The organism is Streptomyces sp. NBC_01497 (genome assembly GCF_036250695.1).
Lineage (GTDB): Bacteria > Actinomycetota > Actinomycetes > Streptomycetales > Streptomycetaceae > Streptomyces.
This window is the reverse complement of sequence record NZ_CP109427.1, coordinates 673540-688995: the sequence shown is the minus strand read 5'-3', so window position 1 is coordinate 688995 and position 15456 is coordinate 673540. Positions and strand designations below refer to the sequence as shown.

Sequence of the window (15456 nt, the reverse complement as noted above, 5' to 3'; positions counted from 1 at the left end):
TTTGAACGTTTCGCACGCAGCATAGCGATCAGCGACCGGATCCCGGTTGGCCCGTGGCGCCGGGGACCGCCGGGGACCTCTCGTACGGAGCACAGTGCGGGCGGAAGTAGGATGAAATGCGTGATGATCCGCCCTGTCTCCTTCGGCCACCCCGACGCCGTCCGGCTCAACGATCGCGTGCAGCGTGAGTACGCCGAGCGATACGGCGACGACGGTGACATCACCCCTCTCGACCCGGACATGTTCGAGCCGCCGCGGGGCCTGTACCTGATCGCCCGCGACGCCCTCGGCGTACCCGTGGCCACCGGCGGCTGGCGGATCCAGGACGCGAACGGCCTCGGCTACACGGACGGGGACGCGGAGATCAAGCGCATGTACGTCGTTCCCGAGGCGCGCGGCCAGGGACTGTCGCGCCGCGTGCTGGCCGCCCTGGAGGACGACGCGCGGGCCGCCGGCCGCCTCCGGATGGTCCTGGAGACCGGCACCAAGCAGCCCGAGGCGATCTCCCTCTACGTCTCCAGCGGCTACGAGCCCTGTGACAAGTTCGGGCACTACCGCTTCGAGGAACTGAGCCGCTGCTACGCGAAGCCGCTGCGGCCGGCGGAGTCCTCGCCCGGGACCGCGGCCCCCGCGGCCGAGGGACGGATGCCCGCGGGCCGCTGAGCGGGGCCGCTGCCGGGCGCCGGTGTGACCACGGTCCTCGCGGCCGCCAGGGGCGAGCCGCGGCGTCCCCGCACACCGGGAGCGTCACACGGTGAGGAGCCACGACGTCACACCGTGACGCCTGACACCAGGGAGCTGCGAGGACGCGGTCCCTCCTGGTGGGGACCGGTCCGTGGGATCACCCGGCGAGCGCGGCCCCGGCCCGCGCGTGTGTCACACGGACGTCGGACACCTCCATCAGCCCGTCGAGTTCGACCGCGCCCGCCCGCCGGCCGGGGTCCACCGTCAGGCCGTCCCTGCGCACGAGGTCGAGGAGCCGCTCGGCGAGCGGGAGGACCATGTGCCGTCCCCAGCACCGCTCGTCGGCGTGACCGAAGGGCAGGTATCCGGGCTGGCTCTCCGGGTCCAGGTCGTTCCAGCGCTCGGGCAGGAACGCGTCGGGGTCGTCCCAGAGCTTCGGGTCACGATGGCTGAGCAGGGGGAGGACCAGCACGTCGTCGTGCTCGCCGATGCGCCCGTCCACCGCGGTGAACTCCGGGGACGCCACCCGCAGGATGTTCCAGGACACGGGCAGCAGCCGCAGCGCCTCGTGGATGATGTGGCGGTTCGGTGTGTCCTCGTCGAACGGGGCCCCGAGCCACACCGCGTTGGTGACGAGCGCGGCCACGGTGAAGCACACCGGCGCCGCCACACGGCGGTAGAGGTACATCGCGTACCTGCGGTCCTCGTACGTCGTCGAGTCGAGGACGAGGGAGGCGAGCTTCGACAGCGGGACCTGGGACCCGGGCCGGCCGAGCAGGGCGGCCCCAGACGTGACGGCGGACCAGGTCAGTTTCGGTGTGAGTTCGAGGCGCCGGTCCACCAGCACCCGGAAGCGGAAGCGCTCGCGGCCGAAGACGAGATCGCGCAGGTAGGCGTGCGGGACCTGCGGCCACGAGCCGGTGAGATCGACGGTGGGCTCCAGGGGGCGCTTCAGCGCCGCGCGCACATCCGTCGAGACGGCCTGCATGAACGTGGAGGCGTCGGTCCTGCTGACCCGCCTGGCCCGTACGGGTTTGAAGGTCGGGCGTTCCTCGGCGTTGGCGGGCCGGCTGTGCAGCAGCGCGTCCATCAGGTCGGGGCCTGCGACCCCGATCGTGTCCGGTTCCAGCCGGAACAGGTCCGATCCGGTGTGCTGGGCGAGCAGCGCGTCGATCCTGGGGGCGAAGCGTACGGTCCGGCCGCCGTGCGGCGCACCATGCGATCGCTCGGGCATGAGCACCTCCGTGAACGGGACGGCGGACGGGTGACGGGACGCCCTTGACGACCCGTCACCCGGTGTACCGGGTGGACGACCGATCAGATCCAGCCGTACCACGCGTAGGCCTTGAGGCTCTTCTCGGACCGCATCTTCTTCACGAGGCGAACGAACTTCATGAGGACCTCCCAGATCGGAACGGTTGATGTGCCGGCCGTCGGACGGTCGAGGCGTCCGCCTGCCGCGGCAGAAGTCAAGGACCCGGGCGGTATGGCTGTCAAGAGGCGCCTGGGGCGCTCGGTGTACAACTCGGGCAGGTTTGGAGTGTGTTGACGTGGGCAGTGCGCCCGGGTTCAGTAACGACGCTCGTAGGCAGGGGCGTTGGCGTCACTGGAATTCGGCGCGATGCGCGGGCGACGCGACGGCCCCCGTCCCGTCCGGCGCACTTCCGGCGCGGTTTACCAAAAATTGGGACTGCGTCGACTGGGAGATCATGAGCCCGAGTGCTGAGAGGGTCTGGTGCCGCGCCGCGCGAACGGTGCGTCCCGTGCGGAGCCGGCCGGCTCCGCCGCCCGCGACGCGGCGCCCGCCGCGCCCCGAGATGCGGGGCGCGACGGGCGCGTCGCGGTGCATTGTCTGCCGGTCCTACGGGCCGGGGGTGCGGGGCAGGGGCGCGGTGCGCGGGTTCGTGCTCCGCGCCCCCGGGCGTGGGGCGGGGTTCACTCGGTTCCGCCGAGCACGCCACCGCCCCCGGTGGCGGCCGTGCCCTGCGGTGGGTCGGGGAGGCGGGGAGTGGCGCCGGCCCGGGACCCGGAGGTGGCGTCCTCCTCCTGCGAGACGGTGCCCGAGGGGTTCTGCTCCTGGCACTCGGTGTCGAAGAGTTTGCAGGCCGGCCCGTTGGAGGACGGAGCGGAGGACGCGACGGGCGAGGCGTCGGGCGCCGGCGGACCGGGGGCGGCCTCCGACGCGCTCGGCGCGGTGTGGGGGCGGGGCGGCTTCGCGTCGGTGGTGCCGGCGGAGCCGGTGAGGGCCGTGAAGGCGGCGAAGAGGATGGCGGCGACGGCGACGACGGACCCGAGGATCAGGCCGACGGAGCGTGCGGTGGGGGACGAAGCGGACATGGAGCGATCCTCTCGTAGGGGGAGGTCCCGGGCACGCAGACGGCGCCGACGGTCGCCACATGTCTCGTGAGAGCCGTTCGTCCGGAGGATTCGGACGCGCCCTCGGGCGGGACGGACCGGCCTGCGCCGCAGGGCCGGTCGAGTCGGGCGGCCCGCCCTCGCGAAGGGGTGAGGGCGGGGTGCGGCTTCTTGCGAATAGGTTGCAACAGCGACTGGTGCGCGGCTACGCTCAGTACGGTTTTGGCCCGCACGCCGAGCTTGGGAGATGGCATTGAGCAGCGACATACGTGTCGAACCGACGCTGGGAGAGCGACTCGGACAGTTCCGTCAGTCGCTGACGCGCGGTGACCGACGGGCGCTGGGCGGCATGCTGGGCTTCATCGTGCTGCTGCACCTGGCGGGATTCGGGGTGCTGTTCGGCCTCGTGGCGCCCAAGCACTACCACCTGGGGGGTGACCACCCGGTCTTCAACATCGGGGTCGGGGTGCTCGCGTACACCTTCGGGCTGCGGCACGCGTTCGACGCCGACCACATCGCCGCGGTGGACAACACGACCCGCAAACTCCTCGCCGACAACGTCGAGCGCGAGGCGCGCGGTGCGGCCCGCGAGCGCAGGCCCTTGTCGGTCGGGTTCTGGTTCTCCCTCGGCCACTCGACGATCGTCTTCGCCCTCTCCTTCCTCCTCTCCGTGGGCGTGAAGGCGCTGGTCGGGCAGGTGGAGGACGACAACTCGGGGCTGCACTCGGCCACCGGGGTCATCGGGGCCTCGGTGTCGGGTGTCTTCCTGTGGGTCCTCGGCATCCTCAACCTCGCCGTGCTGGTCGGCATCGTCAAGATCTTCCGCAGGATGCGCGACGGCCACTTCGACGAGCAGGAACTGGAGGAGCAGCTCAACAAGCGCGGCCTGATGAACCGATTCCTGAACGGGCTGACCAAGTCCGTGCGCAAGGCCTGGCACATCTACCCGGTCGGAGTGCTGTTCGGGCTGGGGTTCGACACGGCCACCGAGGTCGGCCTGCTCGTGCTCGCGGGCGGCGCCGCCGCCTTCAGCCTCCCCTTCTACTCCATCCTCGTGCTGCCGGTCCTGTTCGCGGCCGGCATGTGCCTGATGGACACCGTCGACGGGGTCTTCATGAACGCCGCCTACGGCTGGGCGTTCGCCAAGCCGGTGCGCAAGGTGTTCTACAACATCACCATCACGTCCATCTCCGTGGCCGTCGCGCTCATCATCGGCACGATCGAACTCGTCGGTGTCCTCGCGGACCAGGCGAACATCACCTCGGGCCCGCTCGCGGCCATCGCGGGGATCAACCTCGACTACGCGGGCTACGGCATCGTCGGCCTCTTCTTCGTCTCCTGGCTGGTCGCTCTGCTCGTGTGGCGCTACGGGCGGATCGAGGAGAAGTGGTCCGCGGATCTCGTCACGGCCGACAGCGACTGAGCCGACGGCGGGCGGCGCCCGGCGCGGAACGCGGACGAACGTGAAGGAGGCGCCCACCCGGTGGTGGGCGCCTCCTTCACTCGGCGTGCCGCGTACCGCCCAGGGACGAGGGGCTGGTGTACCGCCCGGGGCCTGAGCAGGGCGGGACACCGCCCCGCTGTCGCGGAACCGCCTGGTCCGGGCCTTCGCGCAGCCACGCTTCCGGGCCTTCGTGGCGCCGGGATCAGCCGGTCTGGCTGCTGTCCTTGAGGCTGCCCCAGCCGTGCCAGCGCTCGACCTCGATCCAGGCGCTGAACCTCTCGCGCTCCCGGCTCGGGTAGTCATGGCCCGTGTACTGACGCGACAGCCGGTCGATGTCCCGCAGTCCGGTGTCGCTGGTGAGCTCGCCGACCCGCCCGATGATGCTGATGTGCGTGTACCAGTCAGCTTCGTCGAGCACCGTGAGGGTGACGCGCGGGTCGTTGCGCAGGTGGCGCAGGCGGACCCGGCCCTCGTCCATATTGATCAGGATGCGTCCGTCGTCCTCCCAGAGGTACCAGGTCGCTGTGGAGACCGGCTGTCCGTCCGACCTCAGCGTGGTGATGACCGAGGGGTTCGGCTTGCGCAGCATGGCCACGGCGGCCTCGGGAAGGGGTGGTTCGGACACGGTCTCTCCTTGTCGGTCGTACGTTCCGGCTCCGCGGCCCGCAGGGACACGGCGGGAAGGGGAAGGCCGCTCCCGAGGTTCCCGCCACGCGCCGGCGGCCCCGGCGGCGGAGGCCGGACCTCCGCCGCACAGGGACCACTCGTATCAGTGATCGCCGTCGCGGTAGGTGCGGCGCACCGAGTCGGCGGCCCGGTCCGTCTGGGAGTCGTAGCGGTTGCCGGTGCGCTCGTCGACCATCCGTTCGCCGCGTTCCACCGCCTTGTCGGTCTGGTCCGGGTGACCCTTCGCCATCTTCTTGGCCTTGTCCGCCATGTCGCCCAGCTTGCTCATACGTACCTCCCGAAGGTGGTGGTGTGTGCTGCCTTGCTCCCCACCGCCTGACCGGCCTTCGCGTTCGTAAACGAGGTACGGCGGTTTTCCTCCGGGGTCTCGGACGGTCCCCTTACGGGGCAGCCCCGAGCGGTCCCCGACACCGGCGCCGGGCGGTCTCGTCCACGCGGCCGACGTCGCGACGGGGCGCCGGTCCGACGATGGGACGGAAGCGGACACGAGGAGAGAGGGACCGTCATGAACGCCCGGAGCACGGCACGGAGTGACGCCGGGGGGCCGCGCCCCACCTCCCGCGCCCAGGATCGTGGAAGCCGCGAGAGCGGCATCGCGGCATTCCGCACCGCGAAGCTGCTGACCGGTTGCTACCTCGCGGTCAGCGCGGCCACCCTCGTGGCGGTCGCGTTGCTGCGTCACGACGTCGCCGCCGTGAACGAGGCCGTGTGGATCCGGGCGGCCATCGTGGTCGTCAGCGCGCTGGTGACCTTCCTCTGCGCGCTGCGGGCCGCGCGCGGCGATCGGAGGGCGTATCGGAGGCTGCGGGTCATCTCGGCCGTGATGATCGTCGCCATCCTGGTGATCATCGCTCTGCCCGGAGCATTCCCGGTCTGGATGAAGATCGACCAGGGGGTCTGCGGGGTCCTGCTGGCCGGAGCTCTCGTCGCGGTCAGCGGCCGGGCGGCGCGGGCGGGGTTCGCCACCCGCGCCTGATCCCTCGGGTACTCCGGGGGCGCACGCCCGGGTGCGCCGGCGCCGACCGAAGGCGGGCTCCCCCGGCCATGCCCGGCGCACGCTCCCGATCCGCGCCGGACGGGCCGTCAGGGGGCTTCGGGGGCCGCGAGCAGCTCGTCCACCTCGTCCTCGGTGGTCTCCTCCAGCTCCTCCCCGAGCAGCAGCCACCGTGTGATGCCCAGCGTCCGCAGGAACGCGAGGTCGTGACCGGCGATCAGGAGGGCGCCCCGATACGCGTCGAGCGCGCTCGTCAGCTGCCGGACGCTCGCCACGTCGAGGTTGTTCGTCGGCTCGTCCAGCATCAGGAGCTGGGGGGCGGGCGCCGCGAGCATCGTGGCCGCGAGCGCGGCGCGGAAGCGCTCCCCGCCCGACAGCGTCCCGGCCGGCTGCTCGGCACGGGCCCCCTTGAAGAGGAACCGCGCCAACTGCGACCTGATCTCGTTGTCGGGCACGCCGGGCGCGGAGCGTGCCACGTTCGCGGCGACGCTCAGCCCGTCGTCCAGGACGTCAAGGCGCTGGGGCAGGAACCGGAGCGGCACCTGCGTCCTGGCCTCGCCGGAGAGCGGGGCGAGCTCCCCCGCCAGGGTGCGCAGCAGCGTGGTCTTGCCCGCGCCGTTGCGGCCGACGAGGGCGACGCGCTCGGGGCCGCGCACGGTGAGAGTGCCCTCGCGGAGCCGGCCGTGCCGGGGGCGCAGCGCGTCCAGGGTGAACACCGTGCGGCCAGCGGGCACCGCGGTGTGCGGGAGCTCCACCCGGATCTCGGCGTCCTCGCGGATCGCGTCCGCCGCCGCCTCACGCCGTTCGCGCGCCTCGTCCAGCCGGTCCTCGTGGAGACCGCGCAGTTTGTCGCCGGACTCCTGCGCGGACCGCTTGCGGGCGCCCGCGACGATCCGGGGCGCCCGCCGCTGGGCGTCCAGTTTCTTGCTCTGCCGTTGGCGCCGGGCCACCTTGATCCTGGTCTCCTCCAACTCACGCTTCTGCCGCCGTACATCGGCCTCGGCGGCGCGCAGAGTCCGCCCGGCGGCCTCCTGCTGCACGCCGAGTGTCTCCTCGTACGCGGACCAGCCGCCGCCGTACCAACGCACCTCCCCGGAACGGAGTTCGGCGATGCGGTCCACCCGCTCCAGCAGTTCGCGGTCGTGCGAGACGACGAGGAGGATTCCCGAACGCCAGGAGTCGACGGCGTCGTAGAGCCTGCGGCGGGCGAACAGGTCCAGGTTGTTGGTGGGTTCGTCCAGCAGCAGCACGTCCGGGCGTTCCAGCAGCAGGGCCGCGAGCCGGAGCAGGACGGTCTCCCCGCCCGACATCTCCCCGACGGTGCGGTCGAGCGCGAGGCCGCCGAGACCGAGCGAGCCCAGTGTGGCGTGGGCGCGCTCCTCGACGTCCCAGTCGTCGCCGATCGTCTCGAAGTTCTCCTCGCTCGCGTCCCCGGCCTCGATCGCGGACAGCGCGGCGCGCCGCTGCGCGATGCCGAGGGCCTCATCGACGCGGAGCGTGGTGCCGAGTGTGATGTTCTGCGGCAGGTGGGCGAGATGCCCACCGACGGCCACCGACCCCTGAGTGGGCCGCAGTCGACCGGTCAGAAGGTGCAGCAGGGTGGACTTTCCGCTGCCGTTGCCGCCGGCGAGGCCGGTGCGGCCGCGGGGGACGGTGAGGGAGAGCCCGTCGAAGACGGTGGTGCCGTCCGGCCACTGGAACGACAGGGCGGAACAGGTCACAAAGGCGCCGGGTGCGCCGGGGTCGGGCATGGCTTCTCGCAGTCTGGAGCGCGGTGGGGTCGGGGGCTGCATGGGCGAGCACCACACGGCGACCGGGCCGGGAGAAGGAGGGGCGAAGGCTGTCGTCGAAGAGCGGACGGCCCGTGCACCGAGGTCGCAGTCCACGCTGATGCCACGGGCGGCGGAGGTGCCTGCTCTGCGTGACATGCGTACGGCGATGCCGTACCGCGTGATGGTCGCGAACCTCAGATGCGCAACGTCCACCTCTATCGGAGACAACAAGGACATCTGAAAGGTAACGCCCTCGGCGACGGAAGGCAAAGCAGTCGGATCGGCGTCCGTCGTGTGTCCGCGGATGTGATCCGTCGTCCGCCGGGCACACGCACGGGTGTCCTCGCCGCAGGGGGGTGGGACACGGCGGGGATACCCGTGGGAGAAGCGGCGGGCCGGGGCGGGGAGGCGTTCACGGGCGGGACGTGCGTTCCGCCCCGCCCGTACCGTGAGCGGCCGGTCCGTACGGGCGGTGCCTCGTCCGTTCCCGTGGCACGCTCCGGGCCGATCGCACGCCCCGCCCCGCCCTGACCGTACGGCCGGGTCAGCTGCTGATGTGGTAGCTGTCGCCGTACACCTTCCAGTCGAGCGGCGGGTCGAGGTTCAGGTTGCCCTTCTGGAGGAACACGCGCTGTTCCGTGTCGACCCGGGTGGTGTCCGAGTGGGCCTCCTCCTGCTTCATGGCCCAGACGCGGGCGTCCAGGAACGCGTTGAGGTAGGTCGTCTCGTTGCCGCCCTGGGACGGCGGCTTGGCGTTCGACAGTGCGCGCTTGCGTATCCCGCCGAAGCTCGTGCTGTCACTGCCGGGACCGTGCATCACGATCGCGTCGTAGTAGATGAACTGTCCGAGTGTGCCGAGCCCGTCGGTCTTGGCCTGGCTCACGGACGGGTCGAAGTACACCCGGTCCCGCTCGTCGTTCTGCGCGGTCTGGAAGACCGTGTCGGACGCGGCCTTCTGCCAGGCCGAGGTGAACGCGGAGCCGAGTCCGGTGTGGGAGTCGGTGCCGTTCACCTTCTTGAGCGCGGGCAGGAACGTGGCGAGCGGATTGCCCGGTTCGCGGTCGGTGTAGAGCTGCACCAGGTCCAGCATGTCGCCGGTACCGGAGCAGAATCCGATGATGCCGGCCGTGTAGCCGCGACCGTCACCGATGTCCTCGATGTACTTGTACTGGGCCTTCCAGTCCAGCGAGGAGTTCTCCGCGCTGGAGACGAGCTTCATCGCGATCTCCTTCTTCGCCGGGTCGTCCAGTCCGGCCGCCGCGGCGGGGGAGAGGGCGGACGCCGGGTGGGCGGAGACGCTCGTGCCGGGTGCGGCGACGGTCTGGGCGCCGGCCACGGCCGGTACGGCGGCCAGCGCCATGCCGAGCAGGGCGGCGGGAACAAGGCGGAGAGAGCTCTTACGGGAGTGCATCCTGCCTCCATTGGGGGGTGGGGGCTGCGTCTGTTAGGAAGCTTTCCTACCAGATGCTTCGGGGTGCCGTATAGCCGTCCGGTGCAAGGAAGTTGGGGCGCTTGGCAGCGCGTCCGGGCGGGCGGCCCCCGTTCTGCGGGGAGAGGGGCGACGGGAGTGCGGCGAGGGGCGTGGCCGCATTGATCCGGCCGGAACGGACCTGGTGGCGCGTCGAGTTCGTCAACTTCCCGCGAGGAAAGCGCTGGTGGTGGCAGGAGAAACGTTGTTTTGCATTTTCATGATTGGCATGGACATGGAGACATGTCATGCTCCTGCCAAGATCCAACGGCGTCTCGTGCCTAGGGCGCCGTCACCCCCCAAGGATGCCCCCAAGGAAGGACCTTCCATGCGCGCACCGCTCATATCGAAGCTGGCAGCGGCAGTTGCCATAGCGACCGCGGCCTCGGCGTCCCTCGCCGGAACCGCCTTCGCGGCGCCGGCTCAGAGCGGCATCACCCGTGCCGGCACCACCGTCCCCGCGGCCTCCGCCGTCGTGGCGGCCGCACGGTCGGCGGCGACCGCCCACGCCGCCGCGACGGGCATCGGTGCCCAGAACACACTGGTCGCGACCGGGGTGATGGTGGACCCGAGCGGCAAGCGGCACGTGCGTTTCACGCAGACGTTCCGCGGCGTGCCCGTCATCGGTGGCGACATCGTTGTCCACCTCGACTCCGCGTCGAAGTACCTCGGTGTGACCCGCGCCGCGACCAGCACGGTCTCCGTGCCGACCGTCACCGCGCGGCTGACATCACAGCAGGCACGGGACAAGGCCGCGGCGGAGGTCGCCGGCGGCAGCGCCAAGAGCGCGAAACTCGTCGTGCGCCACGAGGGCAACGCCTCGAAGCTCGCCTACCAGGTGCAGGTCGCGGGCGCCAAGGGGAACCTGGAGAAGGCCCGTACGGTGCTCGTCGACGCGGCGTCCGGCGCGGTCCTCAGCAGCACTCCGGCCGCTGACGACTTCATCTCGCCCCAGGTCATGGCGAAGCTGAAGGCCGCCGGCGAGCGTGCCACCCCGTCCACGGGCGGCGCCGCCGCCGCGACCCCGAAGCTCGGTCCCGCCGCCACCTTCCCCGCGCCCGCCGTCGGCTCCGGCGCGTCGCTGTTCTCCGGCACCGTCGCGCTCAACACCACGCAGACCGCGGCGAGCAAGTTCACACTGGTCGACACCACGCGCGGCAAGACGGAGATCCGGGACGCCAAGCACTCCAGCGCCCTGAGCTCCACCACCTTCAACTCGGCGGCCGTCCTCAGCGACACGGACGACAAGTGGGGCAACGGCGCCACGTCCGACAACGTCACCCCCGCGGTGGACGCCCAGTACGGCCTGACGTCGACCTTCGACTTCTACAAGAAGACCTTCAACCGGCTCGGCACCGACGACGACGGCGTCGGCCCGCACGGCGTGGTCCACTACTCCACCGGCTACGCCAACGCGGCCTGGGTGGACGAGTGCCACTGCATGATCTACGGCGACGGTGACGGCCAGACGTTCACCAAGCCGCTGGTCCAGCTCGATGTGACGGGCCACGAACTCACCCACGGCGTGGTGTCCGCGACTGCGGGCCTTCAGACGCAGGTGGACCCGAGCACCGGCAACCAGATCGGCGAGCCCGGTTCCCTCAACGAATCGCTCGCGGACATCTTCGGCAGCACCGACGAGTTCGCCACCGCCAACCCGAACGACCCCGGCAACTACCTCATGGGCGAACAGCTCGGCCTCGCGCAGGGCTTCCTGCGCCGCCTCGACCACCCGTCGCTCGACAAGCTCGAAGGCACGGTGGACTACTGGTCCACGAAGGCCCCCAAGACCGAGGTGCACGCGGGCTCCGGCGTCTCCTCGCACGCCTTCTACCTGCTGGCGGAGGGCAGCGGAGCCAAGACCATCAACGGTGTGTCCTACAACTCGCCGACGGTGGACGGCTCCACCGTGACCGGCATCGGCCGGGACGCGGCCATCAAGATCTTCTACCAGGCCCTGACCCGGTACATGGTCTCCACCACGAACTTCCACGGCGCCCGCACGGCCACCCTGCAGGCCGCCGCGGACCTCTACGGTTCCGGCAGCACGCAGTACGCCACGGTGAACAAGGCCTGGGCGGCCGTGAATGTGACCGCCTCCAACTGATCCGGCCGGACCACGTCCGTCCGGCTCGGTGCGACAGCTCCGGCCGGCGGTACGAAGGCCACGGGAACGGCCGCCTCACAGCACGCTCGTGCGAGTTCCCCGCAGGCGGTGCCGGCGGGGAACTCGCACGTCCCTGGCGCGACCCAGGGGCATGCCGGTGGCGGCTCCGCACGGCTCCGCGTGGCGGAGGGCCGGTGTGCGCGACAAGTGTCGTGCCCGCCGGCCCTCGCCCTTGCGCGTGCCGGGCCGCCGTCCCCGCATTCCGACGTCCCGCGTCACTGCCGTCTCTTTTCCGAGGTGCGAGGTGCGAGGTGCGAGGTGCGAGGTGCGAGGTGCCCGGCTCGCCCGTGCCGGGTCCCGTGCCACCAATCCCTGGCCGCCGCGGCTCCGAAGGACGACCGAGAGACCGGTCCGTACGAAGGAGGCAGCGACCCGCGATGAGCGACGAGCGACTCGTGAACACCCGCACCCGGATCCCGCGCCAGGCCGCGCCCTTCGCACAGGGCGCCGAGAACGGCGGGCGGGCCGGGCCCACCGGCGTCGCGGGGCGACTCCTGCCCGTCGTGGAGCAGATGTGCGGCGGTCCCCTGCCCCTCCGCCTGCGCGCCTGGGACGGCAGCAGCGCGGGCCCCGCGGACGCCCCCGCCGTCGTTCTGCGCTCGCGCCGCGCACTGCGCAGGCTGCTGTGGCAGCCCGACGAACTCGGCCTCGCCCAGGCGTACGTCACGGGCGAACTCGACATCGAAGGGGACCTCGCGGACGCGCTGCGTGCCGTCCGCCGAGGTCTCGCGGCAACCGGCGCCGCCCGGCCCGGCGCCGCCGACCTCGCCCGCGCCCTCGGTACGGCGCTGCGCCTCGGCGCCCTCGGCCCGCGACCGCGCGCCCCGAGGAGCCAGGCCGCGCTGCGCGGATCCGTCCACAGCAGGGCCCGCGACCGCGCCGCGATCAGCCACCACTACGACCTGTCCAACGAGTTCTACGCCCTGCTCCTGGATGGGACCATGGCCTATTCCTGCGGGTACTGGACCGACGACCGGCCCGGATACGGACTCGCCGAGGCCCAGCAGGACAAGCTCGAACTGGCCTGCCGCACGCTCGGCCTCGGCCCCGGTGCGCACCTGCTCGACATCGGCTGCGGCTGGGGCTCCCTCACGCTGCACGCGGCCGAGCACCACGGAGCGCACGTCACGGCCGTCACGCTGGCGGCACGCCAGGCCGCATACGTACGCGCCCAGGTCGCGGAGCGGGGTCTCGGTGACCGGGTGGAAGTGCGGCTTTCGGACTACCGGGACATCACGGACGGGCCCTACGACGCTGTCGCCACCATCGAGATGGGCGAACACGTCGGCGACGACGCCTATCCGGACTTCGCGGGACTCCTGCACGACCGGGTGCGGCCGGGCGGCCGGGTACTCGTCCAGCAGATGTCCCGCGGCCGTAACGCCCCCGGCGGCGGCGCGTTCATCGAGTCGTTCATCGCCCCCGACATGCACATGCGCCCGCTGGGCGAGACGGTGACGCTGCTGGAGGGCGCGGGTCTGGAGGTCACGGGCGTCGAGGCGCTGCGTACCCACTACGTCCGCACCATCGAGGCGTGGCACCGGACGCTGGAGGAGCGCTGGCCCGAGTTCACCGCGATGGCGGGGGTGGAGACGGCGCGCGTGTGGCGGCTGTATCTCGTGGGCAGTGCCCTCGCGTTCGAGCAGAACCGGATGGGCGTGGACCAGATCGTCGCGCGCCGACCCGACGGGTTCCGCTCGACGGGCATGTCGTAGTACGCGTGCGGCGGGCGGAGCGCGGGATTCCTGCCGGTCGGTGCGCCGGAGACCCGACCCACCGGTCCCTCGCCACGGTCCGGCTCCGGCTCCACCTGTAACGCCGCGAGCAAGCGCGCGGAACCGGCCCGGCTGTCCCGGGGCAGCCGGGGAATCGCCTGCTCACCGCAGCCTGCTCACCACCGCCTGCTCTGCGCGAGCCGACCTCCGGAGTGTGCTGTCCGGGCGCCCGATCGGGGACCGCGTCCGCGACGGCTGTTCGGTGCCGCTTCGGGCGGCGCGTCGGGCGGCCGGGTGGGTTCGGTCGGACACGCGGCGCACCGGATCCCCCCTCGGGCGCCCGGGATGGTGCCTCGGCCCTCGGCGCCCGGCTCGGGATCCGCCGCTCATCGAGTTCGTGCCCCACGTGCCGCGGACCCCGGCGCGGCGGGGACTTCTCCCGATCGACGGGTTCCCCGGACGGACGTCGGAGCGTGAGTCCGCGAGTGCCCACGGCAGCCGGAGGGGCCGCGATGGCGCGACGAAGGGTGCCGGGCGGGCGGTGCTGCCGGGTCGTGCGGGGGGTGCGGCGGCGAGGTGGCCGCCCACGGGGGCGGGCTCTGGCCGATAATGGACGGCCGGGGAGCCTGGCGCGATCCCCTCAAGTTGCGGCGCAGCTGTCGACTACAGCAATGTAGTCGGTGGCGTGAAGGGGGTTCCCTTGTCTGGTGGGAGTGCGGAGCGGCGGCCGATGGGCGAGCTGGAGGCCGCGGTGCTCGCCGTGCTCTGGGCCGCGGAGACGCCCCTGACCGCGAAGCGGGTGCAGGACGGTCTGCCGATGGCCCTGGCGCGGACCACCGTCGCGACACTACTGGCTCGCCTTCATGAGAAGGGGGCGGTGGTGCGGGAGCGCGCGGGGCGCGGATACACGTACACGGCGGCCCAGGACCGGCAGGGACTGACGGCCCGGCGCATGCACCGTGAGCTGGACAAGGACGCGGACCGTGAGATGGTCCTCGCCCGCTTCGTCTCCCAGCTCGGGCCCGACGACGAGCGGATCCTGCGGGACCTGCTGGACGCCGAGGCAGCCTTCGCCGGTGGCGCGGATACAGTCGCGGACACGGGGACGAACCCGGGCAGCCCGGGACCCTCGGCGGAAGAAGGCCCCGCGCACCACGGTGGCGGGCGTGACGACGCGGAAGCGGGTGGCCGGAAATGATCATGTTGCTGGTACTGCCGGTCCTGCTGCCCTTCGCCGCGCCGCTGTTCGCGCGCCGACTCGTGGGACGCCTCGAACCGAACGCGGCGCTGTGGCTGCTCACGGCCGCGACCGTCGCACTCGGCGGGAGCACGGTGGCGGCGCTCGCGGGCCTCGTCCTGACCGGTGCCCTGCGCCTTCCCGTCGTCGCCCGGCTCGGCAGGATGATCCATCCGATGGCCACCGGGCCCGTGTACGTGCTGGTGCCCGTCGCCGCGCTCGCCGTCGCCGCTCTGCTGCTCTGCGCCGGGACGGCCGTACGGACGGTCCGGCGCGAGCGGCGGTCGCTGGGCGCCGCGCACGCCGAGGCGGACCGGGCGCGTACCGCGGAGGGCCTGAGCGTCGTGGCCGACGAGCGGGTCGACGCGTACGCCCTGCCGGGCCGGGCAGGGGGCCCCGGCCGGGTCGTGGTCACCGAGGGGATGCTGGGCTGCCTCGGAACACGGGAGCGTGCGGCGCTCGTCGCCCATGAACGCGCGCACCTCGCCGGCCGCCATCACCTTTTCCTGGCCGCGGCCGAGCTGTCCGCCCACTGCCACCCCGGTCTGCGCTCCGTGCGCCAGGACGTCGCGCTCGCGGTCGAGCGTGCGGCCGACGAGGCCGCCGCCCGCGCCACGGGCGACCGGCGGCTGACCGCCCTGGCCATCGGGCGGGCCGCGCTCGCCGCGCACGCGGCCCCCGCGCGCAGGCCCTCCGTACTGCCGTCGGCGACGGCCGGGCCGGTCCCGCAGCGCGTCGCGGCGCTGCTGAAGGGGCCGGTGTCCGGGGCGCGCCGCCCGGTGGCCGCCGCGTTCGCGCTGCTGCTCCTGTGCGCGGGGATCTCCTCTTCGTCGACGCTGGCGGGGGCCGTCGACCTGCACAGCGGTGTCGAGGTGGCCCAGGGTGAGAGCGGCCCGCACCACCAGTTGCCGCGCTGATCCGGGCCCGGAGCGG

Annotated in this window: 13 protein-coding genes and 1 pseudogene; 7 read left to right on the top strand and 7 right to left on the bottom strand. The window is 72.2% G+C overall.

The genetic code is table 11. The features are described 5' to 3' along the window. Window positions 1–123: 123 nt before the first annotated feature. The gene (locus tag OG310_RS03035) at window positions 124–663 is read left to right on the top strand and encodes a GNAT family N-acetyltransferase (RefSeq protein ID WP_443078815.1); all 540 of its coding nucleotides are present in this window, start codon (window positions 124–126) and stop codon (window positions 661–663) included. 178 nt (window positions 664–841) lie between these two features. On the opposite strand, the gene OG310_RS03030 is transcribed toward OG310_RS03035, so the two are convergent. From OG310_RS03030 to OG310_RS03020, 3 genes are all read right to left on the bottom strand, one after another. After that, window positions 842–1918 (bottom strand): cytochrome P450, encoded by a 1077-nt coding sequence (locus tag OG310_RS03030; protein ID WP_329454309.1) that lies wholly within the window; start codon window positions 1916–1918, stop codon window positions 842–844. 83 nt (window positions 1919–2001) lie between these two features. Further along, a complete protein-coding gene (locus OG310_RS03025) occupies window positions 2002–2157 on the bottom strand; it encodes a tryptorubin family RiPP precursor (RefSeq protein WP_329454308.1) in 156 nt (51 codons plus the stop codon). Window positions 2158–2619: 462 nt separating this feature from the next. Further along, the gene (locus OG310_RS03020) at window positions 2620–3021 is read right to left on the bottom strand and encodes a hypothetical protein (RefSeq protein WP_329454307.1); all 402 of its coding nucleotides are present in this window, start codon (window positions 3019–3021) and stop codon (window positions 2620–2622) included. Window positions 3022–3286: 265 nt separating this feature from the next. Here OG310_RS03020 and OG310_RS03015 point away from each other — a divergent pair, with 265 nt between their 5' ends. Then, complete coding sequence (locus OG310_RS03015) at window positions 3287–4462, top strand: HoxN/HupN/NixA family nickel/cobalt transporter (protein ID WP_443078536.1); 1176 nt, start codon at window positions 3287–3289, stop codon at window positions 4460–4462. Window positions 4463–4685: 223 nt separating this feature from the next. Here the strand turns inward: OG310_RS03015 and OG310_RS03010 are convergent, their stop codons facing one another. Both OG310_RS03010 and OG310_RS03005 read right to left on the bottom strand, forming a co-directional pair. Beyond that, complete coding sequence (locus tag OG310_RS03010; protein WP_329454305.1) at window positions 4686–5108, bottom strand: PPOX class F420-dependent oxidoreductase; 423 nt, start codon at window positions 5106–5108, stop codon at window positions 4686–4688. Between the two features lie 144 nt (window positions 5109–5252). Beyond that, the gene (locus OG310_RS03005) at window positions 5253–5438 is read right to left on the bottom strand and encodes an antitoxin (protein WP_329454304.1); all 186 of its coding nucleotides are present in this window, start codon (window positions 5436–5438) and stop codon (window positions 5253–5255) included. Window positions 5439–5675: 237 nt separating this feature from the next. Here OG310_RS03005 and OG310_RS03000 point away from each other — a divergent pair, with 237 nt between their 5' ends. Then, on the top strand, window positions 5676–6146 hold the full coding sequence (locus tag OG310_RS03000) for a hypothetical protein (protein WP_329454303.1): 471 nt from the start codon (window positions 5676–5678) through the stop codon (window positions 6144–6146). Between the two features lie 107 nt (window positions 6147–6253). On the opposite strand, the gene OG310_RS02995 is transcribed toward OG310_RS03000, so the two are convergent. Further along, on the bottom strand, window positions 6254–7915 hold the full coding sequence (locus tag OG310_RS02995; protein ID WP_329454302.1) for an ATP-binding cassette domain-containing protein: 1662 nt from the start codon (window positions 7913–7915) through the stop codon (window positions 6254–6256). Window positions 7916–8480: 565 nt separating this feature from the next. Beyond that, window positions 8481–9347, bottom strand: coding sequence for a chitosanase (locus OG310_RS02990; protein ID WP_329454301.1), 867 nt, complete (start codon window positions 9345–9347; stop codon window positions 8481–8483). Between the two features lie 385 nt (window positions 9348–9732). Between OG310_RS02990 and OG310_RS02985 the strand changes: the two genes are divergently transcribed. The 4 genes and pseudogenes from OG310_RS02985 (at window position 9733) to OG310_RS02970 (ending at window position 15440) form a co-directional block, all read left to right on the top strand. Continuing rightward, entirely contained in the window at window positions 9733–11511 is a 1779-nt protein-coding gene (locus OG310_RS02985) for a M4 family metallopeptidase (protein WP_329454300.1), read from the top strand. 572 nt (window positions 11512–12083) lie between these two features. Beyond that, window positions 12084–13286 carry a cyclopropane-fatty-acyl-phospholipid synthase family protein gene (locus tag OG310_RS02980; protein WP_329460002.1) on the top strand — a complete coding sequence of 401 codons (1203 nt, stop codon included), beginning with the start codon at window positions 12084–12086 and terminating at the stop codon, window positions 13284–13286. A gap of 730 nt (window positions 13287–14016) precedes the next feature. Continuing rightward, window positions 14017–14349, top strand: a pseudogene (locus OG310_RS02975) (BlaI/MecI/CopY family transcriptional regulator); the annotation flags it as partial. 131 nt (window positions 14350–14480) lie between these two features. Next, on the top strand, window positions 14481–15440 hold the full coding sequence (locus OG310_RS02970; protein ID WP_329454299.1) for a M48 family metalloprotease: 960 nt from the start codon (window positions 14481–14483) through the stop codon (window positions 15438–15440). The last annotated feature ends 16 nt before the right edge of the window (window positions 15441–15456 follow it).

Excerpts from the sequence above, each read along its gene's own strand:
- OG310_RS02970 (WP_329454299.1), top strand. The coding sequence starts at position 14,481 with ATGATCATGTTGCTGGTACTGCCGGTCCTGCTGCCCTTCGCCGCGCCG.
- OG310_RS03030 (WP_329454309.1), bottom strand. The coding sequence starts at position 1,918 with ATGCCCGAGCGATCGCATGGTGCGCCGCACGGCGGCCGGACCGTACGC.
- OG310_RS02980 (WP_329460002.1), top strand. The coding sequence starts at position 12,084 with ATGTGCGGCGGTCCCCTGCCCCTCCGCCTGCGCGCCTGGGACGGCAGC.
- OG310_RS02990 (WP_329454301.1), bottom strand. The coding sequence starts at position 9,347 with ATGCACTCCCGTAAGAGCTCTCTCCGCCTTGTTCCCGCCGCCCTGCTC.
- OG310_RS03000 (WP_329454303.1), top strand. The coding sequence starts at position 5,676 with ATGAACGCCCGGAGCACGGCACGGAGTGACGCCGGGGGGCCGCGCCCC.
- OG310_RS03005 (WP_329454304.1), bottom strand. The coding sequence starts at position 5,438 with ATGAGCAAGCTGGGCGACATGGCGGACAAGGCCAAGAAGATGGCGAAG.
- OG310_RS03020 (WP_329454307.1), bottom strand. The coding sequence starts at position 3,021 with ATGTCCGCTTCGTCCCCCACCGCACGCTCCGTCGGCCTGATCCTCGGG.
- OG310_RS03015 (WP_443078536.1), top strand. The coding sequence starts at position 3,287 with ATGGCATTGAGCAGCGACATACGTGTCGAACCGACGCTGGGAGAGCGA.
- OG310_RS03035 (WP_443078815.1), top strand. The coding sequence starts at position 124 with ATGATCCGCCCTGTCTCCTTCGGCCACCCCGACGCCGTCCGGCTCAAC.
- OG310_RS02985 (WP_329454300.1), top strand. The coding sequence starts at position 9,733 with ATGCGCGCACCGCTCATATCGAAGCTGGCAGCGGCAGTTGCCATAGCG.
- OG310_RS02995 (WP_329454302.1), bottom strand. The coding sequence starts at position 7,915 with ATGCCCGACCCCGGCGCACCCGGCGCCTTTGTGACCTGTTCCGCCCTG.